The sequence below is a fragment of the Amycolatopsis sp. lyj-23 genome (assembly GCF_046549135.1).
GTDB lineage: Bacteria > Actinomycetota > Actinomycetes > Mycobacteriales > Pseudonocardiaceae > Amycolatopsis.
On record NZ_JAJPWN010000005.1, the window covers coordinates 607557 to 631404 of the forward strand.

At 71.9% G+C, this 23848-nt stretch carries 23 protein-coding genes; 18 read left to right on the forward strand and 5 right to left on the reverse strand.

Going from position 1 to position 23848, the window contains the following annotated elements:
• Positions 1 to 156: 156 nt before the first annotated feature.
• Positions 157 to 1626, forward strand: a complete 1470-nt coding sequence (locus ACLJPY_RS15520; RefSeq protein ID WP_410589092.1) for a beta-xylosidase — start codon at positions 157 to 159, stop codon at positions 1624 to 1626.
• Between the two features lie 9 nt (positions 1627 to 1635).
• Here ACLJPY_RS15520 and ACLJPY_RS15525 read toward each other — a convergent pair whose 3' ends face one another.
• Positions 1636 to 2025 carry a B-4DMT family transporter gene (locus ACLJPY_RS15525; RefSeq protein ID WP_410589227.1) on the reverse strand — a complete coding sequence of 130 codons (390 nt, stop codon included), beginning with the start codon at positions 2023 to 2025 and terminating at the stop codon, positions 1636 to 1638.
• 92 nt (positions 2026 to 2117) lie between these two features.
• Here ACLJPY_RS15525 and ACLJPY_RS15530 point away from each other — a divergent pair, with 92 nt between their 5' ends.
• Genes ACLJPY_RS15530 through nusB form a run of 3 tightly spaced genes read left to right on the forward strand, consistent with a single transcriptional unit; the run spans position 2118 to position 4271 of the window.
• On the forward strand, positions 2118 to 3206 hold the full coding sequence (locus tag ACLJPY_RS15530) for a M24 family metallopeptidase (RefSeq protein WP_410589093.1): 1089 nt from the start codon (positions 2118 to 2120) through the stop codon (positions 3204 to 3206).
• A 46-nt stretch (positions 3207 to 3252) separates the two neighbouring features.
• Positions 3253 to 3816, forward strand: coding sequence for an elongation factor P (gene efp, locus ACLJPY_RS15535; protein WP_176176226.1), 564 nt, complete (start codon positions 3253 to 3255; stop codon positions 3814 to 3816).
• A complete protein-coding gene (gene nusB / locus ACLJPY_RS15540) occupies positions 3816 to 4271 on the forward strand; it encodes a transcription antitermination factor NusB (protein ID WP_410589094.1) in 456 nt (151 codons plus the stop codon). The genes efp and nusB overlap by 1 nt, the downstream gene beginning before the upstream one ends.
• A gap of 23 nt (positions 4272 to 4294) precedes the next feature.
• On the opposite strand, the gene ACLJPY_RS15545 is transcribed toward nusB, so the two are convergent.
• Both ACLJPY_RS15545 and ACLJPY_RS15550 read right to left on the reverse strand, forming a co-directional pair.
• Positions 4295 to 4693: a VOC family protein gene (locus ACLJPY_RS15545; RefSeq protein ID WP_410589095.1), complete on the reverse strand. Its 399-nt coding sequence runs from the start codon at positions 4691 to 4693 to the stop codon at positions 4295 to 4297.
• A 157-nt stretch (positions 4694 to 4850) separates the two neighbouring features.
• Entirely contained in the window at positions 4851 to 5339 is a 489-nt protein-coding gene (locus ACLJPY_RS15550; protein ID WP_003096372.1) for a transcriptional regulator, read from the reverse strand.
• 248 nt (positions 5340 to 5587) lie between these two features.
• Here ACLJPY_RS15550 and pyrR point away from each other — a divergent pair, with 248 nt between their 5' ends.
• The 13 genes from pyrR (at position 5588) to ACLJPY_RS15615 (ending at position 20330) form a co-directional block, all read left to right on the forward strand.
• On the forward strand, positions 5588 to 6187 hold the full coding sequence (gene pyrR / locus ACLJPY_RS15555) for a bifunctional pyr operon transcriptional regulator/uracil phosphoribosyltransferase PyrR (RefSeq protein WP_410589097.1): 600 nt from the start codon (positions 5588 to 5590) through the stop codon (positions 6185 to 6187).
• Positions 6184 to 7131, forward strand: coding sequence for an aspartate carbamoyltransferase catalytic subunit (locus ACLJPY_RS15560; protein WP_410589098.1), 948 nt, complete (start codon positions 6184 to 6186; stop codon positions 7129 to 7131). The genes pyrR and ACLJPY_RS15560 overlap by 4 nt, the downstream gene beginning before the upstream one ends.
• Positions 7128 to 8414 carry a dihydroorotase gene (locus ACLJPY_RS15565; RefSeq protein WP_410589100.1) on the forward strand — a complete coding sequence of 429 codons (1287 nt, stop codon included), beginning with the start codon at positions 7128 to 7130 and terminating at the stop codon, positions 8412 to 8414. Before ACLJPY_RS15560 ends, ACLJPY_RS15565 begins: the two co-directional genes overlap by 4 nt.
• The gene (locus ACLJPY_RS15570; protein ID WP_410589102.1) at positions 8414 to 8908 is read left to right on the forward strand and encodes a transporter; all 495 of its coding nucleotides are present in this window, start codon (positions 8414 to 8416) and stop codon (positions 8906 to 8908) included. Before ACLJPY_RS15565 ends, ACLJPY_RS15570 begins: the two co-directional genes overlap by 1 nt.
• Complete coding sequence (carA, locus tag ACLJPY_RS15575) at positions 8905 to 10026, forward strand: glutamine-hydrolyzing carbamoyl-phosphate synthase small subunit (protein ID WP_410589103.1); 1122 nt, start codon at positions 8905 to 8907, stop codon at positions 10024 to 10026. The genes ACLJPY_RS15570 and carA overlap by 4 nt, the downstream gene beginning before the upstream one ends.
• Positions 10026 to 13340 carry a carbamoyl-phosphate synthase large subunit gene (gene carB, locus ACLJPY_RS15580; RefSeq protein WP_410589105.1) on the forward strand — a complete coding sequence of 1105 codons (3315 nt, stop codon included), beginning with the start codon at positions 10026 to 10028 and terminating at the stop codon, positions 13338 to 13340. Before carA ends, carB begins: the two co-directional genes overlap by 1 nt.
• Positions 13337 to 14185 (forward strand): orotidine-5'-phosphate decarboxylase, encoded by an 849-nt coding sequence (gene pyrF / locus ACLJPY_RS15585; protein ID WP_410589107.1) that lies wholly within the window; start codon positions 13337 to 13339, stop codon positions 14183 to 14185. Before carB ends, pyrF begins: the two co-directional genes overlap by 4 nt.
• Positions 14186 to 14292: 107 nt before the next feature.
• Positions 14293 to 14610: an integration host factor, actinobacterial type gene (mihF, locus tag ACLJPY_RS15590; protein ID WP_003096398.1), complete on the forward strand. Its 318-nt coding sequence runs from the start codon at positions 14293 to 14295 to the stop codon at positions 14608 to 14610.
• Positions 14607 to 15260 carry a guanylate kinase gene (gmk, locus tag ACLJPY_RS15595; protein ID WP_410589109.1) on the forward strand — a complete coding sequence of 218 codons (654 nt, stop codon included), beginning with the start codon at positions 14607 to 14609 and terminating at the stop codon, positions 15258 to 15260. Before mihF ends, gmk begins: the two co-directional genes overlap by 4 nt.
• Positions 15257 to 15526, forward strand: a complete 270-nt coding sequence (rpoZ, locus tag ACLJPY_RS15600; protein ID WP_072480291.1) for a DNA-directed RNA polymerase subunit omega — start codon at positions 15257 to 15259, stop codon at positions 15524 to 15526. Before gmk ends, rpoZ begins: the two co-directional genes overlap by 4 nt.
• Entirely contained in the window at positions 15519 to 16739 is a 1221-nt protein-coding gene (coaBC, locus tag ACLJPY_RS15605; RefSeq protein WP_410589111.1) for a bifunctional phosphopantothenoylcysteine decarboxylase/phosphopantothenate--cysteine ligase CoaBC, read from the forward strand. Before rpoZ ends, coaBC begins: the two co-directional genes overlap by 8 nt.
• A 93-nt stretch (positions 16740 to 16832) precedes the next feature.
• Positions 16833 to 18035 (forward strand): methionine adenosyltransferase, encoded by a 1203-nt coding sequence (gene metK, locus ACLJPY_RS15610; RefSeq protein ID WP_410589229.1) that lies wholly within the window; start codon positions 16833 to 16835, stop codon positions 18033 to 18035.
• A gap of 204 nt (positions 18036 to 18239) precedes the next feature.
• The gene (locus tag ACLJPY_RS15615; protein WP_410589113.1) at positions 18240 to 20330 is read left to right on the forward strand and encodes a primosomal protein N'; all 2091 of its coding nucleotides are present in this window, start codon (positions 18240 to 18242) and stop codon (positions 20328 to 20330) included.
• A 156-nt stretch (positions 20331 to 20486) separates the two neighbouring features.
• Here the strand turns inward: ACLJPY_RS15615 and ACLJPY_RS15620 are convergent, their stop codons facing one another.
• Together ACLJPY_RS15620 and ACLJPY_RS15625 are read right to left on the reverse strand one after the other, a co-directional pair.
• Positions 20487 to 21845, reverse strand: a complete 1359-nt coding sequence (locus tag ACLJPY_RS15620) for a hypothetical protein (RefSeq protein WP_410589115.1) — start codon at positions 21843 to 21845, stop codon at positions 20487 to 20489.
• 82 nt (positions 21846 to 21927) lie between these two features.
• Positions 21928 to 23397 carry a hypothetical protein gene (locus ACLJPY_RS15625; protein WP_410589117.1) on the reverse strand — a complete coding sequence of 490 codons (1470 nt, stop codon included), beginning with the start codon at positions 23395 to 23397 and terminating at the stop codon, positions 21928 to 21930.
• Positions 23398 to 23525: 128 nt separating this feature from the next.
• Between ACLJPY_RS15625 and ACLJPY_RS15630 the strand changes: the two genes are divergently transcribed.
• The gene (locus ACLJPY_RS15630) at positions 23526 to 23819 is read left to right on the forward strand and encodes a hypothetical protein (RefSeq protein ID WP_410589119.1); all 294 of its coding nucleotides are present in this window, start codon (positions 23526 to 23528) and stop codon (positions 23817 to 23819) included.
• Positions 23820 to 23848 lie beyond the last annotated feature (29 nt).

The window sequence follows — 23848 nt, forward strand, 5'->3', positions numbered from 1 at the left end:
CCCCCGGCGACCGCCGACCGCCGGCCGGGGCCGCCACGTCGGCTCCACGATCGAACGACCCCCAACAGGTGCGCCGCCGCCCGGACGGGGGACTGCTCGCTACACTCCGGTGTCGTGCACCCGTTTCGTCGTGGGGGTCGGCGACCCGCTCGTGCCTTGTTCGCCAGTGTGCTGGCGGGACTGCTGCTCGCGGGCTGCACCGAGGGTTACGCCCAGCCCCAGGCGGCCGGGGGACAGCCCGCCATCGCGGGTGGGATGGCCGCCCGCCCCGCGGACGTCCGGCTCGCGTCGGGTGACCCCCGGACGAGTGGTGGTGTCATCGCCGCCGGTGGGGCCGATGCCGTCTACAACTACGGGCCGTCCGTGATGCTCGACCGGGGGCAGACGCGGATGTGGTGGTGCAGCCAATACGGCGGAGCCGGGCCGGCCGGGGACGACATCCTCTACGCACAGGCGCAGTCGATGGACGGGCCGTTCACCGGACCGGGTGGCGGGATCCCGGCCGCGGTGTTCTCCGGGGCGCCCGGCCACTTCGACGGCATGCACACCTGCGATCCGTCCGTGCTGCGCGTCGGCTCGACCTACTACCTGTACTACACCGGCGCCGCCGGGGACCACGCGCTCGGCAACGCCATCGGGCTCGCCACCAGCCCCGACGGCGTCCACTGGACCCGCGCGGCCGGCGGGCGGCCGATCCTCGGGCCGTCGCACGACGTGCACCGCGCGAACGTCTACGGCGCGGGCCAGCCGTCGGCCGTCTACCTCGACGGCTGGTTCTACCTCATGTTCACCGACACGACCGGCCGCGCCGCCGGCACCAACGGCGCGGGGCAGTTCGTGCTCCGCGCGCACGACCCGGCGTTCGGGTCGGGGGTCCAGGCCCTCGACGTCGGCGGGTTCGTGCCGGTGGCGTCGACTTCGGCGCCGCGCGCCCGGTCGGTCGTCGACGGCTTCAGCGCGGACCTGATGTGGGTGGGCGCGCTCGCCGCGTTCGTCGTCGCGCACGAGACCGACGGCGGGACGACGCTGACGTTCTGGACCGCGGACTTCGCCGAGCACCCCTTCGCGCCCGTGGTGGTCCCCGGGCCGTGGCGGGAGGGCCCGGGCCTGGTGCGCCGGGCGGACGGGCACGCGCCGCTGTCGTCGGCCGACCCGTGCGACCGGGTGCCGTTCGACGTCGTGCGCGCGACCACGCTCGGCGGCGCCGGCGCTCCCACCGACCTGCGGCACTTCGGCCTGGACCTGCTGGGCAGCCAGGCGTGCGCGGACCCCGCCCGGGTGGCCGCGACGTTCGACGGCGTGACGGCGCCCTCCCCGGAGCGGACGATGGACCTGGTCCGGGCGGGCACGCGGATCCGCGTGGACCGGCGCGCGGTGGCGGTGACGCTGGCGGGCGAAGTCCTCGACCGGACCCCGCCGGCGCTGGCGACGCTCCCGCTCGCGACCCGGCTGCGCTCGGGCGCGGAGGCGGTGGCGGGCCCGGGCGGCGGCTTCGCGTTCGTGCTCGACGGCCACCGCCGCCCGGTTCCCGACGGCGGGGTGGTGCTGACGAACGGTTCGGCGGTCCGTCCGGTGGCGGCGGCTCAGTGGGACGGCTACCCGCCGGGTTCGTCGCTGGTGGGCTGAGGCGCCCGGTCAGCCGGCGTGGTCCTCGCCCGAACCCGGAGACCGTCCGATCCGCCCGCCGACGAACAACCCGAGCCCGGCCGGGATCAGCACCAGCAGCGCCGAGAACGCCGCGCCGCCGGTCAACGCGCCGCCCAGCTCGGACACGCCCGTCTGGTCCACGAACACCGCGCGGCCGATCACGTACAGGATCCCGGACACCACCCCCGCGACCAGCGCCGCGATGAACCACGCCCGGCCGCGGTCGGGCAGGTCGCGCCACGCGTCCAGCGCCGCCCACAGCGCCGCCGCGCCGACCAGCACCGCCAGGGCCAGCGATGTCACCAGCGTCTGGTCCGTCGGGTGGTAGACGGCGTACTTGGCCAGCAGCGTCAGCGCCACGCCGTGCAGCAGCGCCATGCCGAGTCCGCGGGTCACCCAAGCGCTCATCCTGCGGAGTGTAGGCCAGGTTACCGGCGAGTTGCCCCGGCGGCGCGCACTAGGGTGGACGGGTGCCTGAAACCCATGGACGACGTCGTGCCGCGCTGCGCGGGCTCCTGACCGGGGCCGGTGTCGAGGCGCTGCTGGTCACCGATCTGCTGAACATCCGCTACCTGACCGGGTTCACCGGCTCGAACGCCGCCGTGCTGCTCCACGCCGGCGGGGACGACAAGACGCTCTTCTGCACCGACGGCCGCTACACGACCCAGGCGGCCGCCGAGGTGCCCGATCTCGAGACCGTCGTCGACCGGGCCAGCGCCGCCGCGCTCGTCGCGAAGGCCGCGAAGGACGCCAAGACCTACGGGCGGCTCGGCTTCGAGAGCCAGCACGTCAGCGTCGAAACCTACGAAGCCCTCCGGAAGCAGGTGGCCCTGGAGCGGACCCCCGGCCTGGTCGAGCAGCTGCGCGAAGTCAAGGACGAGGCCGAGATCGAGGCGCTGCGCCAGGCGTGCGCCGCCGCCGATCGCGCCCTGGACGACCTGGTCGCCGCCGGTGGCCTCCGGCCGGGGCGGACCGAGCTGGAAATCGCCCGTGACCTGGAGAACCGGATGCTGGAGCACGGCTCGTCCGCGCCCAGTTTCGCCTCCATCGTCGCCGCCGGCGCGCACTCGGCCATCCCGCACCACCAGCCGACGCACGCCGAGCTCGAGCGCGGTGACTTCGTCAAGCTCGACTTCGGCGCGACCGTCGACGGTTACCACTCCGACATGACCCGCACCTTCGTCCTCGGCGAGCCCGCGGACTGGCAGCGGGAGGTCTACGACCTCGTCCACGCGGCCCAGGCGGCCGGGGTCGACGCCGTCCGGCCGGGCGCCGAAGTGTCCCGTGTGGACGCTGCCGCCCGGGACGTGATCGGGCGCGCGGGGCACGGCGAGCACTTCGCGCACGGCCTCGGGCACGGTGTCGGCCTGCAGATCCACGAGGCGCCCAGCTTCGCCGCGACGGGCGTCGGTACACTGGCCGCCGGTATGGCGGTCACCGTCGAACCCGGCGTGTACCTCGCGGGACGCGGTGGCGTGCGCATCGAGGACACGCTCGTCGTGCGGGCTGGGGAGCCCGAACTCCTCACCCTGAGCACCAAGAACCTCGTGGTCGTCTGACGGCGGCCCCGAACACCGGAAGATCGACACAGGAGACTGCAAGCTCGTGGCCACGACCAACGACCTGAAGAACGGGCTCGTCCTCAACCTGGACGGCCAGCTCTGGACCGTCACCGCGTTCCAGCACGTCAAGCCGGGCAAGGGTGGCGCCTTCGTGCGCACCACGCTCAAGCACGTGCTCACCGGCAAGGTGGTCGACAAGACGTTCAACGCGGGCACGAAGGTCGACACGGCCACGGTGGACCGCCGGAACATGACCTACCTCTACAAGGAGGGCCAGGACTTCGTGTTCATGGACGGTGACACCTACGACCAGATCACCGTCCCGGCCGAGGTCGTCGGCGACAACGCGAACTACATGCTCGAGAACACCGAGGTCCAGGTCGCGGTGCACGAGAACGAGCCGCTGTACGTCGAGCTGCCGACGTCGGTCGAGCTGGTCGTCCAGCACACCGACCCGGGCCTGCAGGGCGACCGCTCCACCGGCGGCACCAAGCCGGCGACGCTGGAGACCGGCGCGGAGATCCAGGTCCCGCTGTTCCTGTCCACCGGCGAGAAGATCAAGGTCGACACCCGCGACGGCCGTTACCTGGGCCGCGTCTCCAGCTGATGCCGACGTCGAAACCCCACCCGAACCGCGGCGGTGCGATCAGCCGCAGGCAGGCGCGCCGCCGCGCGGTGGAAATGCTGTACGAGGCCGTGCAGCGCGACACCGACGCGGTGACGCTGCTGGCCGACCGGGTCGGCGCGACGGACGTCGACCCGATCGCGGACTACACGATCAGCCTGGTCGAGGGCGTGACCGGCCGCAAAGCGCAGATCGACGAGCTGCTGGCCGAGCACGCGCAGGGCTGGACCCTGGAGCGGATGCCGAAGGTCGACCTGGCGGTGCTGCGGATCGGGGTCTACGAGCTGCTGTGGGCCGAGGACGTGCCGGACCCGGTCGCGATCGACGAGGCCGTCGGGCTCGCAAAGGAACTGTCCACGGACGATTCGCCGCGGTTCGTCAACGGCGTCCTGGGCCGGATCGGCACGATCGCCGACCGTCTGCGTGCGGTTCTCTAGAAGCAGCCGGAACTCATGCCCGCTCAGACGTCGGCTTCGATGGCGAAGGTGTTGCCGTCCGGGTCCTGAAACCAGGCGATCCGCCCGCCGCCGGCCCGGGCCGTGATCCCCTTCGCGTCGTGTTCGAGCTGGTCGTAGCGGGTGAACTCGACGCCGGCCGAGGTGAGTTCGTCGACGAGCTCGTCGATGTCGTCGACGTACCAGGTCGCCAGGGTGGCCGGGCTCTTCCCGGCGGTCACGGATTGGTACACGTTCAGGGCCGGTCCGCCACCGGACCCGTAGGTCCGGCTGCCGCCCGCGACGTGGGCGCTGGGGCCGGACTGCAGCGCCTGCAGGCCGAGCTTGCCTTCGTAGAACTCGACCGCCCGGTGAATGTCGGACACGGCGATCGAAGCTCTGACTTGGTGCGCGCTCAGGGGCATGGGCCACCCTAACGCGCCGCGGAAAACGGTGGAGTGAGCGCGGCTCGCGCTCTCCGCGAGCAGGGCTCGCCCCCGAACGAGCCCCCCGACGAGTCAGTGAGCGTTTCCGGTGCCCCACCGGGGAACGCTCACCTCGTCGGTGCCGCACATCGGGCGATCAGTCCTCCTTGGAAGGACGGGCCTCCGGGGGCAGGACACCCCAGTCGATCAGCTGCTCGGTCAGCTCGCCCGGGGTCATGTCGTAGATGATCGCCAGGGACCGCAGGTCCTCGGTGCGGATCGAGAGCACCTTGCCGTTGTAGTCGCCGCGCTGGCTCTGGATCGTCGCCGCGTAGCGGGCCAGCGGGCCCACCTTCTCGGCCGGCAGCTGCTGCAGGCGCTCCAGGTTGATGACGATCTTGGTGGCGGGCTCGGCGCCGGAGGGGACCCGGCCCTCGGGCAGCAGCTCGACCACCGGCACACCGTAGAAGTCGGCCAGCTCGGCCAGCTTCTGCACGGTGACGGCGCGGTCGCCACGCTCGTACGAGCCGACGACGACGGCCTTCCAGCGCCCACCGGACTTCTGCTCGACCCCGTGCAGGGACAGGCCCTGCTGCTGGCGGATCCCGCGGAGCTTGGCCCCGAGCGCCTTGGCGTAATCGCCCATCTGGTCGTTCTCCGTTCTTCACCCCCTCCCGGTCGGGGTGACCGGGCCGGGGGACTCGCTGAGTCGAATACTCAGAGTAATGGTTACGCATTGTTGTCACCAGGTCAAGCAGAAGCTTGCCGCGAATCACGCCACACCACCCGGAAGACTGAGCAAAGTGCCTGCTACTGTCGGTGGGAAAGCCCCGACCAGCAGGGGAACAGACGTCCTTTAAGGACCCGTCCGGTGAGGCGGGGAAGGAGTCAGGTTTGTCGTCACGCCCGCGTGACGCGGCTGGTTCGGCCGGGGAGCGCGAGCTCCTGACGGCCGGCGATGTCGCGCGCACGATCGCCCGAATGGCCCATCAGGTCATCGAAAAGACCGCGAACGGTGCGGAGAGCACTACCCCGCCCGTGTTGCTCGGCATCCCGTCCCGGGGCACGCCGCTCGCGGCCCGCCTCGCCGACAAGATCGGCGAGTTCTCCGGGGCCCGCCCGCCCACCGGCGCCCTCGACGTCACCCTCTACCGGGACGACCTCCGCCGCCGTCCGCCGCGCGCGCTCGAACAGACGCAGCTGCCCGCCGACGGCATCGACGACCGGGTCGTGATCCTGGTCGACGACGTCCTCTTCTCCGGCCGGACGATCCGGGCCGCGCTCGATGCCCTGCGTGATCACGGCCGCCCCCGCGCGGTGCAGCTGGCCGTGCTGGTCGACCGCGGTCACCGCGAGCTGCCGATCCGCGCCGACTACGTGGGCAAGAACGTCCCGACCGCCCGCACCGAGGGTGTCTCGGTCCTGCTGGCCGAGATCGACGGCCGCGACGCCGTCCTGCTGCGCCCATCGGAAGCCTCTGGAGAGGACTCGTGAAACACCTGCTCGCCACCGACGGCCTGGACCCGGCGCTGGCCACGGCCGTGCTCGACACCGCCGAAGAGCTGAAGCACACCCTGCTCGGCCGCGAGGTCAAGAAGCTGCCGACGCTGCGCGGCCGCACGGTGATCACCCTGTTCTACGAGAACTCGACGCGCACCCGCGTCTCGTTCGAGATCGCCGGCAAGTGGATGAGCGCCGACGTGATCAACGTCTCCGCCGCCAGCTCCTCGGTCAACAAGGGCGAGTCCCTTCGCGACACCGCGCTGACCCTGGCCGCCGCGGGCGCCGACTGCGTGATCGTCCGGCACCCGGCCAGCGGCGCCGCCCAGCGGCTCTCGGAGTGGCTCGCCGAGCCCGGCACGTCCGTGGTCAACGCCGGCGACGGCACCCACGAGCACCCGACGCAGGCGCTGCTCGACGCGGCCACGCTGCGGGAACGCCTCGGCTCGCTGAAGGACCGCCGGATCGCCATCGTCGGGGACGTCCTGCACAGCCGGGTCGCCCGCTCGAACATCCACCTGCTTTCCGCGCTGGGCGCGGAGGTGGTGCTGGTCGCGCCGCCGACGTTGCTGCCCTACGGCGTCGAGAGCCTGCCGGTGACCGTTTCACACGATCTGGACGCCGAGCTGCCCGCGGTCGACGCCGTCATGATGCTGCGGGTCCAGGCGGAACGGATGGCTGGCGGGGGCCCGGGGCAGAGTTTCTTCCCGAGCGCGCGGGAGTACTCCATCGCGTACGGCCTCTCGGAACGGCGGCAGAAGCTGCTGCCGGACCACGCGGTCGTGCTGCACCCCGGCCCGATGCTGCGCGGGATGGAGATCGCTTCGGCGGTCGCCGATTCCCCGGCTTCGGCCATCACCGAGCAGGTCCGCAACGGCGTCCACGTGCGCATGGCGGTCCTCTACCACCTCCTGGCCAGCGAAGGAGCCGCAGCGTGAGCACCGTGATCAAGGGCGCCCGCCCGTACGGCGAGGGCGACCCGGTCGACGTCCTCATCGAGGACGGCGTGATCACCGCGATCGGCGCCGTCGACGTTCCCGAAGACGCCGAAGTCCTCGACGCGAGCGGCCAGGTGCTGCTGCCGGGCTTCGTCGACCTGCACACCCACCTGCGCGAACCCGGCCGCGAAGACACCGAGACGATCGACACCGGTTCCGCCGCCGCGGCGCTCGGCGGGTACACCGCGGTGTTCGCCATGGCCAACACCGACCCGGTCGCCGACAACGCCGTGATCGTCGACCACGTCTGGCGGCGCGGGCAGGAGGTCGGCCTGGTCGACGTCCACCCGGTCGGCGCGGTCACCGTCGGGCTCAAGGGCGAGAAGCTCGCCGAGCTGGGCACGATGGCGAAGTCGCAGGCCCGGGTGAAGGTGTTCTCCGACGACGGCCTCTGCGTCGCCGACCCGCTGCTCATGCGCCGGGCGCTGGAGTACTCGACCGCGCTCGACGTCGTCATCGCGCAGCACGCCGAGGAGCCGCGGCTGACCGTCGGCGCCCAGGCGCACGAGGGTGAGCGCGCGGCCCGGCTCGGCTACACCGGCTGGCCCGCCGCGGCGGAGGAGTCCATCGTGGCCCGCGACTGCCTCCTCGCGCTGCACGCGAACGCGCGGCTGCACGTCTGCCACGTTTCGACGGCGGGGACGGCGGACGTGCTGCGCTGGGCCAAGGACCGCGGCACGAAGGTGTCGGCGGAGGTCACCCCGCACCACCTGCTGCTGACCGACGAGCGGCTGGCCACCTACGACCCGGTCAACAAGGTGAACCCGCCGCTGCGCACCGAGTCCGACGCCGAGAAGCTGCGCGCGGCGCTGGCCGAGGGGGTCATCGACTGCGTCGCCACCGACCACGCCCCGCACGCGGTCCAGGACAAGGACACCGAGTGGTCCGCCGCCCGGCCGGGCATGCTCGGCCTGCAGACGGCGCTGTCCATCGTCACCGAGACCATGGTCCGCACCGGCCTGCTCGACTGGCGGGGCGTCGCCCGCGTCCTGAGCGAGCGGCCCGCGGAGATCGGCAACCTGGCCGACCACGGCCGGCCGATCGCGGTGGGCGAGCCGGCGAACCTGGCGCTGGTCGACCCGGACGCGGAGTGGACGGTCCACGGCGCCGAGCTGGCCAGCATCGCGGCCAACACCCCGTACGAGGGAATGCGGCTGCCCGGCGTGGTGACCGCCACGCTGCTGCGCGGGCGGCTCACCGCCCGGGACGGGAAGATCTGCTGATGGAGCGCTTCTGGCTCGTGCTGGCGATCGTCGCCTTCTTCCTGCTCTGCCTCTGGGGCATGTACGTCGGCTGGCGGCGCAAGGCCCGCTCGCAGAGCGTGCAGGTGCCGCCGTTCCCCGCCGTCCCGGACGACCCGGGCCCGGTGCTGTTGGAGTCCACCGGCGTCTACCTCGCCACGACGTTCGCGGGGGAGTGGCAGAACCGGGTCGTCACCCGCGGCGCGGGGCTGCGCACCAGCGCGGTCTGGCGGCTGCACGACGGCGGGATCGCCGTCGAGCGCGGCGGAGCGCCGGACTTCTGGATCCCGCGGGACGCCGTCACCGGCGTCCGGCGCGACACGAAGATCGCCGGGAAGGTGATGGGCACGGACGCGCTGCTCGTCATCACCTGGCGGCTCGGCGACACCGGACTCGACACCGGCTTCCGGGGTGACGACCTCGACGACTATCCACAGTGGATCGAACGGATCCGGATCAAGGGAGGTGCCCAGTGAACGCGCGCGCTCAGGCCGCACTGGTACTCGAAGACGGCCGGGTGTTCCGCGGCGCCGCCTACGGCGCGCAGGGGCGGAGCCTCGGCGAGGCGGTGTTCTGCACCGGCATGACCGGTTACCAGGAGACGCTGACGGACCCGTCCTACCACGGGCAGATCGTGGTGCAGACGGCGCCGCAGATCGGCAACACCGGCTGGAACGACGAGGACGACGAGTCCTCGAAGATCTGGGTCAACGGTTACGTCGTCCGCGACCCCGCGCGCACGCCGTCCAACTGGCGCTCCCGCCGGTCGCTGGACGAGGAACTGGTGCGCCAGGGGATCGTCGGCATCGCCGAGGTCGACACCCGCTCGCTGACCCGCCACCTGCGCGAGCTCGGCGCGATGCGCGCCGGGGTGTTCTCCGGCGACGCGCTGGGCACTGTCGACGACATGGTCGCCGAGGTGCTGGCGAGCCCGAAGATGGAAGGCGCGGACCTGGCCGGCCAGGTCACCACGCCGCAGCCGTACGTGGTCTCGCCCGACGGCGAGCCGCGTTTCCGGGTGGCGGCGCTGGACCTGGGCATCAAGTCCAACACCCCGCGCCAGATGGTCAAGCGCGGCATCGAGGTGCACGTGCTGCCCTCGACGTCGTCGCTGGAGGAGCTGCTGGCGATCGAGCCGGACGGCGTCTTCCTGTCGAACGGCCCGGGCGACCCGGCCACGACGACGCACGCGACCGAGCTGACCAAGCAGGTCCTCAGCCGCGAGATCCCGCTGTTCGGCATCTGCTTCGGCAACCAGGTCCTCGGCCGCGCGCTGGGGCTCGGGACGTACAAGATGCGCTACGGCCACCGCGGCATCAACATCCCGGTGATCGACGTGGCGACGAAGTCGGTGGCGATCACGGCGCAGAACCACGGCTTCGCCCTCGAAGGCGAGCCGGGGCAGCGCTTCGAGTCGCCCTTCGGGGCGGCGCAGATCAGCCACTACTGCCCCAACGACGACACGGTGGAGGGCGTGCGGGCGTTGGACGTCCCGGCGTTCTCGGTCCAGTACCACCCCGAAGCCGCAGCCGGCCCCCACGACGCGGCACCCCTGTTCGACGAATTCGTTTCGCTGATGGAGAAGAAGGCCTGATGCCGAAGAGGACGGACATCCAGCACGTGCTGGTGATCGGCTCCGGGCCGATCGTGATCGGGCAGGCCGCGGAGTTCGACTACTCCGGGACCCAGGCCTGCCGGGTGCTGCGCAGCGAAGGCCTGCGCGTCTCCCTGGTGAACTCGAACCCGGCCACCATCATGACCGACCCCGAGTTCGCCGACGCCACCTACATCGAGCCGGTCACGCCGGACTTCGTCGAGAAGGTCATCGCCGAAGAACGCCCCGACGCGCTGCTCGCCACGCTCGGTGGGCAGACCGCGCTCAACTGCGCCGTCGCGCTGCACGAGCGCGGCGTGCTCGACAAGTACGGCGTCGAGCTGATCGGTGCCGACATCGACGCCATCCAGCGCGGTGAGGACCGGCAGAAGTTCAAGGACATCGTGCGCACCATCGGCGCCGAGGTCCCGCGCAGCCGCGTCTGCCACGACATGGCCGAAGTGCGCGACACCGTCAAGGAACTCGGGCTGCCGGTCGTCATCCGGCCGTCCTTCACCATGGGCGGGCTGGGCTCGGGCATGGCGCACACGCCCGAGGACCTCGAGCGGCTCGCCTCCACCGGGCTCGCGGAATCTCCCGTCACCGAGGTGCTCATCGAGGAGAGCGTGCTCGGCTGGAAGGAGTACGAGCTCGAGCTGATGCGCGACAAGCACGACAACGTCGTGGTCGTCTGCTCGATCGAGAACGTCGACGCGATGGGCGTGCACACCGGCGACTCGGTCACCGTCGCCCCGACGATGACCCTCACCGACCGCGAGTACCAGGTGATGCGGGACGTCGGCATCGCCGTGCTGCGCGAGGTCGGCGTCGACACCGGTGGCTGCAACATCCAGTTCGCGATCAACCCGGCCGACGGCCGGATGGTCGTCATCGAGATGAACCCGCGCGTGTCCCGGAGCAGTGCTCTCGCAAGCAAGGCCACCGGCTTCCCGATCGCCAAGATCGCCGCGAAGCTCGCCATCGGCTACACCCTCGACGAGATCCGCAACGACATCACCGGCGAGACGCCGGCGGCGTTCGAGCCCACTTTGGACTACGTCGTCGTCAAGATGCCGCGGTTCGCCTTCGAGAAGTTCCCGGGCGCGGACCCGACGCTGACCACGACGATGAAGAGCGTCGGCGAAGCGATGTCGTTCGGCCGCAGCTTCCCCGAGGCGCTCGGCAAGGTGATGCGGTCCATCGAGACCAAGGCGACCGGCTTCTGGACGCTGCCCGACCCCGAAGGCGTCACGCTGGAGTCCACTCTGGACTCGCTGCGCACGCCGAAGGAAGGCCGGCTGTACGAAGTGGAGCGTGCGCTGCGGCTCGGCGCCACCGTCGAGCAGGTGCACGAGGCCTCCGGCATCGACCCGTGGTTCATCGACCAGATCGCCCTCATCGGCGAAGTGGGCACCGAGGTCCGCGACGCGCCGGTGCTGGACGGCGACCTGCTGCGCCGCGCCAAGCGCACCGGCCTGTCGGACCGCCAGATCGCCGCCCTGCGGCCGGAATTGGCGGGCGAGGACGGCGTCCGCGCCCTGCGCCACCGCCTCGGCGTGCGGCCGGTCTTCAAGACCGTCGACACCTGCGCGGCCGAGTTCGCGGCCAAGACGCCGTACCACTACTCGGCCTACGAGTCCGACCCGGACGCCCAGTCCGAAGTGGTCGTCCAGAGCGACAAGCCGAAGGTGCTGATCCTCGGCTCCGGCCCGAACCGGATCGGCCAGGGCATCGAGTTCGACTACTCCTGCGTGCACGCGGCGATCGCGTTGCGGGAGGCCGGGTTCGAGGCCGTCATGGTCAACTGCAACCCGGAGACCGTGTCCACCGACTACGACACGTCCGACCGGCTGTACTTCGAGCCGCTGTCCTTCGAGGACGTCCTCGAGGTCGTGCACGCCGAGCAGGCGTCCGGCACGGTCACCGGCGTCATCGTCCAGCTCGGCGGCCAGACCCCGCTGGGGCTGGCGAAGAAGCTCGCCGACGCCGGGGTCCCGGTGGTCGGCACGCCGCCGGAGGCCATCCACCTGGCCGAGGACCGCGGCGCGTTCGGCGAGGTGCTCACCGACGCCGGCCTGCCCGCCCCGCGCTACGGCACGGCGACGTCGTTCGAGGGCGCCAAGCGGATCGCCGACGAGATCGGCTACCCGGTGCTCGTCCGGCCCTCCTACGTGCTCGGCGGCCGCGGCATGGAGATCGTCTACGACGAGGAAACCCTGGCCGGCTACATCAGCCGCGCCACCGAAATCAACCCCGAGCACCCGGTGCTGGTGGACCGGTTCCTCGACGACGCCATCGAAATCGACGTCGACGCGCTGTTCGACGGCGAGGAGCTCTACCTCGGCGGCGTCATGGAGCACATCGAGGAAGCCGGGATCCACTCCGGTGACAGCTCGTGCGCGCTGCCGCCGATCACGCTCGGGCACACCGACCTGCAGGCGGTGCGGCGCTCCACCGAGGCGATCGCCCGCGGTGTCGGCGTGCGCGGGCTGCTGAACGTCCAGTACGCGCTCAAGGACGACGTCCTGTACGTCCTGGAGGCCAACCCGCGCGCGTCGCGGACGGTGCCGTTCGTGTCCAAGGCGACGGCGGTGCCGCTCGCGAAGGCCGCCGCGCTCATCATGACCGGCTCGACGATCAAGGACCTGCGCGCGAGCGGGGTCCTGCCGGCCGAGGGCGACGGCGGGCGGATGCCGGCCGACTCGCCGGTCGCGGTCAAGGAAGCGGTCCTGCCCTTCCACCGCTTCCGCACCCCCGAAGGCCACGGCGTCGACTCGCTGCTCGGCCCGGAGATGAAGTCCACCGGCGAGGTGATGGGCGTCGACGTCTCCTTCGGCAAGGCGTTCGCGAAGTCCCAGAGCGGTGCCTACGGTTCGCTGCCGACGTCCGGCCGCGTGTTCGTCTCGGTGGCCAACCGCGACAAGCGTTCGCTGGTGTTCCCGGTGAAGCGGCTGGCGGACCTCGGCTTCGAGGTCCTCGCCACCTCGGGCACCGCGGAAGTGCTGCGGCGCAACGGGATCTCGTGCACGGTGGTGCGCAAGCACTACGAGGGCTCGACCGAAGCCGAGCCGAACATCGTGGACGTCATCCTGAACGGCGACGTCGACATGGTGATCAACACCCCGTACGGCAACAGCGGCCCGCGCGTCGACGGCTACGAAATCCGCACCGCCGCGGTGTCGCGCGACATCCCGTGCGTGACGACCGTGCAGGGCGCCGCGGCGGCCGTGCACGGCATCGAGGCGCTGATCCGGGGCGACATCGGGGTCAAGTCCCTGCAGGAGCTCCAGGCGGCGCTGAAGGCGAAGTCGTGAGCGGGCGGGAGCGGTTCGGGGCGCGGCTGGCGAAGGCCGTCGCGGCCCGCGGCCCGCTGTGCGCCGGGGTCGACCCCCACCCCGGCCTGCTCGAGGCCTGGGGCCTCCCGGTGGACGTCTCGGGCCTGGAACGGTTCGCGCTGTCCGCCACGGAGGTCCTGGCGGCCCGCGCGGCGATCGTGAAGCCGCAGTCGGCGTTCTTCGAAAGTTTCGGGGCGGCCGGTGTCCGGGTGCTGGAACGGGTGGTCGAGACCGCCCGCGAAGCCGGCGCGCTGGTGCTCCTGGACGTCAAGCGCGGCGACATCGGGTCCACGATGGGTGCCTACACCGCCGCGTACGTCGCCGACGGCGCGGCGATCGCCGCGGACGCGATCACCGTTTCGCCGTACCTGGGGTTCGGCTCTTTGGCCCAATGCGCCGAAACGGCGGTCGCGGCGGGCCGCGGCATCTTCGTGCTTGCCCGGACTTCGAACCCCGAAGCGGCCGAAGTGCAGAACGCGAAGCTGCCCGACGGGCGCACGGTCGCGCAGGCGATCGTCGATTCCGCGGCGGCGCTCAACGCAGCCGCGGAACCGCTCGGCGATGTGGGTGTCGTCGTCGGGGCCACCGTTCCGCCGGGGGAGCTCGACCTTTCGCGGTTGAACGGTCCGGTGCTGGCGCCCGGTTTCGGGGCCCAGGGAGCCACGGTGGCCGATTTGCGGGCCCTGTTCGGTGCGTCCCTGCCGGGCGTGCTGCCCGCGTCGTCCCGGGACATCCTGAAGCACGGTCCGGAGCAAGCGGCTTTGCGCCAAGCGGTCGAACGGGTCGCCGAAGTGCTGGCCGACCCGCAGGAAAACGGCCAATAGCAGGGCCCGGAACCGGGTCCCACCAGGCACCCCCGCATTGTGGCCGGTGCTCACGGGTGGGTACCGTCGCGTCACCCACCCAGTTTTGAGAACTACCGGAGGAAAACGTGGCACTTCCCCAGCTGACAGAGGAACAGCGCGCTGCGGCGCTGGAGAAGGCCGCCGCCGCCCGCCGCATCCGTGCTGAGCTGAAGGAGCGGCTGAAGCGGGGCGGTACCACTCTGGTCGACGTGCTGAAGCAGGCCGAGGAGAACGAAGTCCTCGGCAAGATGAAGGTTTCGGCTCTGCTCGAGGCCCTCCCGGGCGTCGGCAAGGTCCGCGCGCAGCAGACCATGGAACGACTGGAGATCGCCCCCAGCCGTCGCCTTCGCGGCCTCGGCGACCGGCAGCGCAAGGCGCTGCTGGCCGAGTTCAGCGGCGAGTGAACGGCGCCGGTCGTGACTACCCGGTGAACCCGGGTTCCGACCGCGGTGGTGAGCCGGTGGCGGGGGACTTCCCCCGGCACCGGCTCACCGTCGTATCGGGGCCTTCGGGGGTCGGGAAGTCGAGTGTGGTGGGCGAGCTGCGGAAGCTGGAGCCCGACATCTACTTCAGCGTCTCGGTGACGACGCGCAAGGCACGCCCCGGTGAAGTCGACGGGGCGCACTACCACTTCGTCGACCGCGCGGAGTTCGACGCGATGGTCGCCGACGGCAGGCTGCTGGAGTGGGCCGAGTTCGCCGGCAACTGCTACGGCACCCCGCGCGAGCCGGTCGAGAAGGCCCTCGCCGAGGGCCGCCCGGCCGTCCTGGAGATCGAGCTGCAGGGTGCCCGCCAGGTCCGCGCGGCCATGCCGGAGGCCCGGCTGGTGATGCTGATGCCGCCGTCGTGGGACGAACTGGTCGGCAGGCTCACCGGCCGCGGCACCGAAACCGAGGCCGCGGTGCAGGCCCGGCTGGCCGAAGCGGAGCGCGAGCTGGCGGCCGCGGGGGAGTTCGACCACCGCCTCGTCAACGCCGACGTGCGGGAGGCGGCTGAGCACTTGCTAAACTTGATTACTGATCAGTCTTCCGAAGATGTGGAGCACCACGAGTGACCAGCCAAGTGGCCTTGACCGAAGAGCTCGAGGGCATCACCAACCCCCCGATCGACGACCTGCTCGAGAAGGTCAGCTCGAAGTACGCGCTGGTGATCTACTCGGCCAAGCGCGCCCGCCAGATCAACGACTACTACGCCCAGCTGGGCGAGGGTCTGCTCGAGTACGTCGGCCCGCTCGTCGAGCCGGGCCCGCGCGAGAAGCCGCTCTCGATCGCGCTGCGCGAGATCCACGGCGGCCTGCTCGAGCACACCGAGGGTGAGTAAACCCCGCGTCGTCCTGGGCGTGGGCGGCGGGATCGCCGCCTACAAGGCCTGTGAGGTGCTGCGCGGGCTGACCGAATCCGGTCACGACGTCCGCGTGGTCCCCACCGAAGCCGCGCTGAACTTCGTCGGCGCGGCGACGTTCGAAGCCCTCTCCGGCCACCCGGTGCACACCGGCGTGTTCACCGAGGTGCCCGAGGTCCAGCACGTCCGCGTCGGCAAGGAAGCCGACCTCGTCCTGGTCGTCCCGGCCACCGCGAACCTCCTCGCCAAGGCCGCCCACGGCCTCGCCGACGACCTGCTGACCAACACCCTGCTCACCGCCCGGTGCCCGGTCGCCTTCTTCCCGGCGATGCACACGGAGATGTGGGAGCACCCGGCGACCCGCGACAACGTGGCCCTGCTGCGTTCGCGCGGGATGGTCGTCACCGAGCCGGACTCCGGCCGCCTGACCGGCGTCGACACCGGCAAGGGACGCCTGGCGAACCCGGCCGAGATCGTCGACCTGGCCAAGCTGCTGCTGGCCCGCCCGGACGCCCTCCCGCGCGACCTCGAAGGCGTCCGCGTGGTGATCTCGGCGGGCGGCACGCGCGAGCCCCTCGACCCCGTGCGCTACCTCGGCAACCGCTCGTCGGGCAAGCAGGGGTACGCGCTGGCCCGCGTCGCCGCCCAGCGCGGCGCCCACGTCACGCTGGTCGCCGCGCACACCGTCGCCCTGCCCGACCCGGCGGGCGCGGCCGTCGAGCACGTCTCGACGGCCGAGGAGCTGCGGCAGGCGGTGCACGCGGCCGCCCGGTCCGCGGACGTCGTCGTGATGGCCGCCGCCGTCGCCGACTTCCGGCCGGCGAACCGCGCCGAGCACAAGATCAAGAAGTCCGACGACGCGCCGGACCCGGTCATCACGCTCGACCGCAACGCCGACATCCTCGCGGAACTGGTGCAGAACCGGCGCCCCGGACAGGTGGTCGTGGGATTCGCCGCGGAAACCGGCGACGAGCACGGCAGCGTGCTCGACCACGCTCGAGCGAAACTCAAGCGCAAGGGCGCGGACCTGCTGGTCGTCAACGCCGTCGGCGACGGGAAGGCATTCGGCACCGAGGACAATTCGGGCTGGTTGCTGGGGTCCGACGCCACCGAAAACCCCTTACCGCTCGCGCAGAAGGCAGAACTGGCGTCCATGGTGTGGGACGCTGTTGTGAGCTTCATGAAGCGTTGACCGTCCCTGGAGCGATAGTCAGTACGCTTGCATCGGTAAGGGGTGCCTAACTTTCGGGGCATCCGACGTCTAGGTGAGGAAGTGACGGCCACCGTGACCGCGTCTAGCAGCAGATTGTTCACCTCGGAGTCGGTGACCGAAGGGCACCCCGACAAGATTTGCGACGCCATCAGCGATTCGATCCTCGACGGCCTGCTGTCGAAGGACCCGCGCAGCCGCGTCGCGGTCGAAACCCTGATCACCACCGGCCAGGTGCACGTGGCCGGTGAGGTGACCACCGAGGCCTACGCCGACATCCCGACGATCGTCCGCGACGTCATCCTGAAGATCGGCTACGACTCCTCCGCCAAGGGCTTCGACGGCAACTCCTGCGGCGTCAACGTGGCGATCGGCTCGCAGTCGCCCGACATCGCCCAGGGCGTCGACACCGCGTACGAGTCGCGGGTGGAGTCGGACGAGGACGAGATCAACCGCCAGGGTGCCGGCGACCAGGGCCTGATGTTCGGCTACGCCTGCTCGGACACCCCCGAGCTGATGCCGCTGCCGATCGCGCTGGCCCACCGGCTGTCCAAGCGGCTGACCGCGGTCCGCAAGGACGGCGTGCTGCCGTACCTGCGTCCGGACGGCAAGACGCAGGTCACCATCGAGTACGCCGGCGACCAGCCGGTCCGCCTCGACACGGTCGTGGTGTCCTCGCAGCACGCCGACGGCATCGACCTCGAGCGCATGCTCAGCGTCGACGTCAAGGAGCACGTCGTCGGCCCGGAGATCGAGGGCCTGGGCATCGACACCTCCGGCGCGCGCCTGCTGGTCAACCCGACCGGCCGGTTCGTCATCGGCGGCCCGATGGGCGACGCCGGCCTGACCGGCCGCAAGATCATCGTCGACACCTACGGCGGCATGGCCCGCCACGGCGGTGGCGCGTTCTCGGGCAAGGACCCGTCCAAGGTCGACCGGTCCGCCGCGTACGCGATGCGCTGGGTGGCCAAGAACGTCGTCGCCGCGGGCCTGGCCCAGCGCACCGAGGTCCAGGTCGCCTACGCGATCGGCAAGGCGGCCCCGGTCGGCCTGTTCGTCGAGACGTTCGGCACCGAGACGGTCGACCCGTCGAAGATCCAGCAGGCCATCACCGAGGTCTTCGACCTCCGGCCGGCGGCGATCATCCGCGACCTCGACCTGCTGCGCCCGATCTACGCCCCGACGTCGGCGTACGGCCACTTCGGCCGCCCCGAGCTCGACCTCCCCTGGGAGAGCACGTCCCGCGCCGAGGCCCTGAAGGCCGCGGCCGGCGGCTGACGCACGATCCGGTGAAGGCCGCCCCGCGGTTCGCCCGGGGTGGCCTTCCTCGTGTGCCGGGCAATTCCGCGTGATGCCCCGCCAAGCACGCGAGATGCCGTTCCAATCACGCGAGATGCCCCGGCAATCACGTGTGATGCCCCTCGGGGCACGCGAGCGGCCTCTCCGGTCCGGCTGTCGGTGGGGTCTGGTAGAGATCACGGCGTGAGCAGTTCCGAGCCCGCCGCCCTCTGGGAGCTCCCGGAGAAGCCGCCTTCGCCGAAGGCGGCCCCCTCGCGTGCCCGGAAGAAGCCGGGGGAGAAGCCGAAGGGGGCGCAGTCGCCCGCGCCCGAGCGGCCGGTCGCCCGCGTCGTCGTCGACATCCCGCTGGCCCACCTGGACCGCACCTTCGACTACCTCGTCCCGGAGAAGCTGCACGAGACTGCCGTGCCCGGCTGCCGCGTCCGGGTCCGGTTCGCCGGGCAGCTGGTCGACGGCTACCTGATCGAGCGCGGCGAGACCAGCGACTACGGCAGCAAGCTGGCGTTCCTCGACCGGGTGACGTCGGCCGAGCCGGTGCTGCCGCCGTCGCTGCACGCGGTCTGCCGGTCGGTCGCCGACCGCTACGGCGGCACCCTCTCCGACGTCCTGCGGCTCGCGATCCCGCCGCGGCACGCCAAGGCCGAAGGCGAGCCGCCGCTGCCGCCCGCGGCTCTCCCGGAGGCACCGGACACCGCCGCGTGGGCGCGCTACCAGCGTGGTCCCGCGTTCCTGGAGGCCCTCGCCGAAGCCAAGCCCGCGAACGCCGTCTGGCAGGCCCTGCCGGGCGAGGACTGGCCGCGCCGGCTCGCCGAAGCCGCCGGGACGGTGGCCGCCCGGGGGCGTGGCGCGGTGCTCGTGGTGCCGGACCACCGCGACCTGACCCGGGTGCACGCGGCCTGCGCGGACGTCGTCGGCGAGGACGCCGTCGTGGCGCTGATCGCCGGGCTCGGGCCGGCCGAGCGGTACCGGCGCTGGCTCGCCGTGCTGCGCGGCTCGGTGCGGGTGGTCGTCGGAACGCGGGCGGCGATGTTCGCGCCGGTCCACGACCCCGGCCTGTTCGCGGTCTGGGACGACGGCGACGACCTGCACCTCGACCAGCACGCGCCGTACCCGCACGTCCGGGACGTCCTGATGGACCGCGCCCACGCGGCGAAGGGGTCGCTGCTGGTCGGCGGGTTCGCGCGGACGGCCGAAGCCCAGCTGCTCGTCGAGTCCGGCTGGGCGGCGCCGGTCCTGGCGGACCGCGCCACGCTGCGGTCCGCGGCCCCGCGCGTCACGCCGGTCGGCGAGGACTTCGACGTCGCCCGCGACGAGGCGGCCCGGGTCGCGCGCCTGCCGGCGGTGGCGTTCGAGGCGGCCCGGCAAGCGTTCGCGGCGGACCTCCCGGCGCTGGTCCAGGTGCCGCGGCGCGGATACGTACCCGGCCTGGCCTGCGGCAACTGCCGCACGCCCGCCCACTGCCGCCGGTGCGCGGGGCCGCTGGCGCTGCCCGGCGGCTCGCTCGACGGCCAGCCGAAACCGCCGGCGTGCCGCTGGTGCGGCGTCCCGGAAACGGCGTTCCGCTGCACGGCGTGCGGCTCGGTCCGGCTGCGCGCGGTGATCGTCGGCGCGAAGCGGACGGCGGAGGAGCTCGGCCGCGCGTTCCCGGGCGTCCCGGTCCGCACGTCCGGCGCGGCGGAGGTCCTGGGAACGGTGCCGGGCAAGCCGGCCTTGGTGGTGTGCACGCCGGGAGCGGAACCGGTCGCCGAAGGCGGCTACGGCGCGGCGCTGCTGCTCGACGGCTGGGCGTTGCTGGGCCGCCAGGACCTCCGGGCGGGAGAGGAGACGTTGCGCCGCTGGATGGCAGCGGCGGCGTTGGTGCGTCCCGCCGCTTCGGGCGGCCGGGTGATCGTCGGCGCCGAGGCGGGCCTGGCGGTGGTCCAGGCCCTGGTCCGCTGGGACCCGGCGTGGCACGCGGGCCAGGAGCTGGCGGAACGCCGCGAGCTGGGCTTCCCCCCGGCGATGCGCATGGCGAGCGTGGAGGGCAGCCCGGACGCGGTGGCCGGCCTGCTGGCGGACCTCCCGCTCCCGGAGTCCGGCGAGGTGCTGGGCCCGGTCCCGATCGGCGAAGTCGACGAAGAGGGCAACGCGGACCGCGAGCGGGCACTGGTCCGCGTGTCCCGCAGCGAAGGCAAAACCCTGGCGGCGGCCATCCACGCGGCCGCAGCCCGCCGCGACGCGAAAAAGGCGACAGAACCGATCCGCATCCAGCTCGACCCCCTGGAGCTCATCTAGCTCGTGTCGCCCTCCCAATCACGAGTGATGCCCCTCCAATCACGCGAGATGCCCGTCCGATCACGATTGATTCCCCTTGCTGCTTGAATGCTTCCGGGCGCGAGTTCGCATTCGCGTGATCCGGGAGGCATCACGCGTGATCGGCGGGGCAATGCGTCAGCCTGGCAGGACCGTGCCCGGCAGGGAATCCATTGCGGCGCGCGGGGCATCCGCGGCTCGCGGTGGTGCGGCGGGCGGGCGGTCGTCGGTGGCGGCGGCCGTGACCAGCGAGACCACTTCGGCCGCGATCGCCTGCCGACGGGCCTCGAAATCGTTGTCCGTCAACGCTTCCGGCGCCGTCGGCTGGCCCAGCACCGGCGTGTGCAGGTGGCCGCCCGGAAGGGAGTTCAAGCCCAAGCCGAGGCGCAGCCGGTTGCTGCGGTACATCGATTCGTTGGACAGGTAGTTGCCGCCGCCTCCGGACGCGGCGATCTCGCCCGGCGCCGGGGCGTCCGACCGGCACACCGGCGTCCCCGCCCCCGGCTGCGAGGAATCCGGCCACACGCAGAACGCCTGGTTGAAGTTGACCGGGTAGGCACCCGTCACCGAAAGCATCCGCGCGTACGGCAGCGTCGTCTCGATGAACTGGACGTCCGGCTGCGGCCAGCCCGCCGCGGGCGGGACGCCGCCGGTGACCGACGCGTTGTTGTTGTCCGGGAAGCCGCCGCGCCAGGCGCCGGCCCAGCGCTCGATGTCGAACCGGCCGGGACGGCCCTGGCTGATCGTCATGATCACGTCCGGCCGCCGCACGCGGTCGCGCAACGCCTCGCCGTACGCGGCTTCGACGATGCCTTCGTCGAAATAGCCCCACACCACCGGGAAGTTCACCGCCTGCACCAATGCCGGGCCCGACGGCGTGGCCAGCACCCGCCCGTCCAGCTGCAGGGCGGACGCCCCGGCCGGGTTCGAGATCCGGACGCCGGAGCCGTCGAGCTGGAAGGGGTCGAAGCCGCTCACCAGCACCCGCCGCGTCCGGCCCGGCGGGAAGCGGACGTCGTCCAGGCCGCGCGAACCGCGGTCGAACGCCTTGAGCAGGTCAGCCCGGTCCGGCGCCGGGAACGACGGCCGCCACTGCCGGATCGCGCTGCTGAGCTGCAGCCGCGCCCAGTACAGCGGCCGGTCGTCGAACCGGTCGAGCGTCCCGAGGTCCGGGCGGCGACCCTGGGCGCGGTCGACGGCGGTTCGCCACAGCCGCTCGCCGGCCTGCGCGACGACCCGCGCGGCGCGGCGCGAGGTGCGTGCCGCGCACAGATCGCGTTTCACCTCGGCGACGAGCGGGTCGAACCCCGCCAGCCGGACGAGTTCCGGGCCGACGGCGGGACCTCCCGCCGGCAGGGCCGCGGTCAGGCGCTGTTCCTCGACGGTCAGCGCGGCGGCGGGGTCGAAGCAGCCGGGCGTGGGGGCGGCCACGGCCGTGGCCGGGAACGCGAGCAGCGGAACGGCGGTGAGCAGGGGGAGCAGGGCGGTCAGGCGCACGGTTTCCCTCCACGTCGTGGGTGACGCGGTCGAGTGTTCCGCCGACCGCGTCACCCACGGAACCCGCATAAGTCGGGAGGCGTCACAGGGCTGCACTCGCGGTGGCTTCGGCCGGAAGCCGTAGCCACCAGTTCGCGCGGGCCCGGACGCCGGGAGCGTGCGCTCGCAGGAGCCGCAGCCCGTCGCAGTCACCCTTCATCCCGACCGCGTAGAGCGCGGCTCGCTGGGTGCTCCCGCCGGCCGGGTGCGCGGTGAGCACGTGGTGCCAGAGCCGCAGGTCCGTCCGCCCTGGGAGGTGGGCCAGCGCCACGGCCGCCGCGTCCCGCGCCGTGCCCCGCCGCAGCAGGTTCTCGACGACCGGGCGGTGCCGAAGCTCGCCGAGGCTGCCCAGCAGGTCCACGAGCACGCCGTGGGTCGCCGAGCCGCTCCGCAAGTGGCCGCCGGTCAGCGTCGACGCGAGGGTGTCGGCGAGAAGCCCGCGAAACGGCGATGCGTGCAGGACGTTGACGGTGAGGATGCGCAGATCGCTGTCGGTGCTGGCCAGCGCCTGACGGAGGATTCGCGGGCCGAGCAGATCGTGTTCGTGCCGCCGGAGCTGCGCCCGGGTCAAGGCGGCGTGCAACCGGCCGAATGCCGCCTCTCCGGTTCTGTCCAGGGGCGCGGAACGCGCGCTCGGGCGGTGCCGGAACAGCGCCGCGAGGAGGTCCGAAGCCGCTTCCCGGACCGGCAGCGAGGTCGACACGCCGGCGCACAGCTCCCGGGAGATGGCTTCCAGACGGCGAACCAGGTCGGCCGCACCGGGCGGCCGGGCCGCCCACGCCAGGAGCGCGCCGAGCTGCTCGGCATCGTTGCGCGGTTCATGCAGCAGCTGGAGGAGACGGCGCGAAGTCGTCGGTGCCCGGTTCGCCGCGAGCAGGGCGATCGGGTCGATGATCAGCTGGCAGGCCGGTTCGGTGACGAATTCTTCGGTCGCCGCGGCGAGCGCGGCGCCTCCTTCGGTGTGCCGGTGCACTCGTTGCAGCGCGGAAAGCCGGAGCAGATACCTCCAGCCCACGGAAAGGCACATTTCGGTGAGCAGGCGGTGGACGAGGGTGTCCCACACCGGCCGGGCGAGTTTGCGCCGCGGCTGGGTCACCGAAACCGTCAGGTCCGCCCATTCCGCCGCGGAGACAGGATCGCGGCCGAGGCATTTTTCGAGCAGTTCGCCGCACCGCGGCGCGGTCCGGCGACCCGTGGGCCGGTCCCGGCGAAGGGCGGTGACCACGGCCACCAGCTCGCCCGGTGGCAGTTCGAAGAGCCGCTCGTACTGGCGCAGGGCCGGCGTCGGCACGGTGGCGCGGGAGTTCTCCCAGCGGGAGACGGTGGCGTTGTCCACGGGCGGCGTCCGGAGCAAGGTCGCCAGCTGCCGGACGGTCAGGATGTCGTCGTGGCCGTACAGGCGCCACATCTTGAGCAACCAGGCCGCGAGCTGACTCGGTTCGACCCGTGGCCACGGATCGGGTTCCCGGTCGTCGCCGAGCGAGGTCCGTCGTCCGCGCCGAGCCGGTGGCATCGCCCGATTCTGGCGTGCCGGGCCGGCCGGGAACGCCGCCGATCGGGTGCACCGGTTTCGCAGCAAAGGAAGCCGGAGCCAGCCAAGTAACCTACCGTCGGTGGTTCTCGGCCGGAAGGAACCTCACGATGACCCCTCCAGTGAAGTCTGGACACTTCTACCTCTGTCCGTTCGGAAGCAACGGGTTCACCTCGCAGAAAGGAAAAGAGGTCGTGTTGGTCCTGGCCGCGAAGTTCGGCAAGGCCGACAAGGAATGTCTCGTGGCGCGTGCACAGGAGGTGAATTCGGAGTGGAAAGTGGATCTCGATCATGTCTACACGGTCGTATCCGGCACTCTGGAGGAATACCCGTCGCCCCTCGACGAGCGCAAACTCAAAGAGGTCAGGAAGGCGCTGAGCAGGCAGATCGAGTCAGCGAGATGACTGGGAGCCGGGAGCACGCGAGGCGTGCT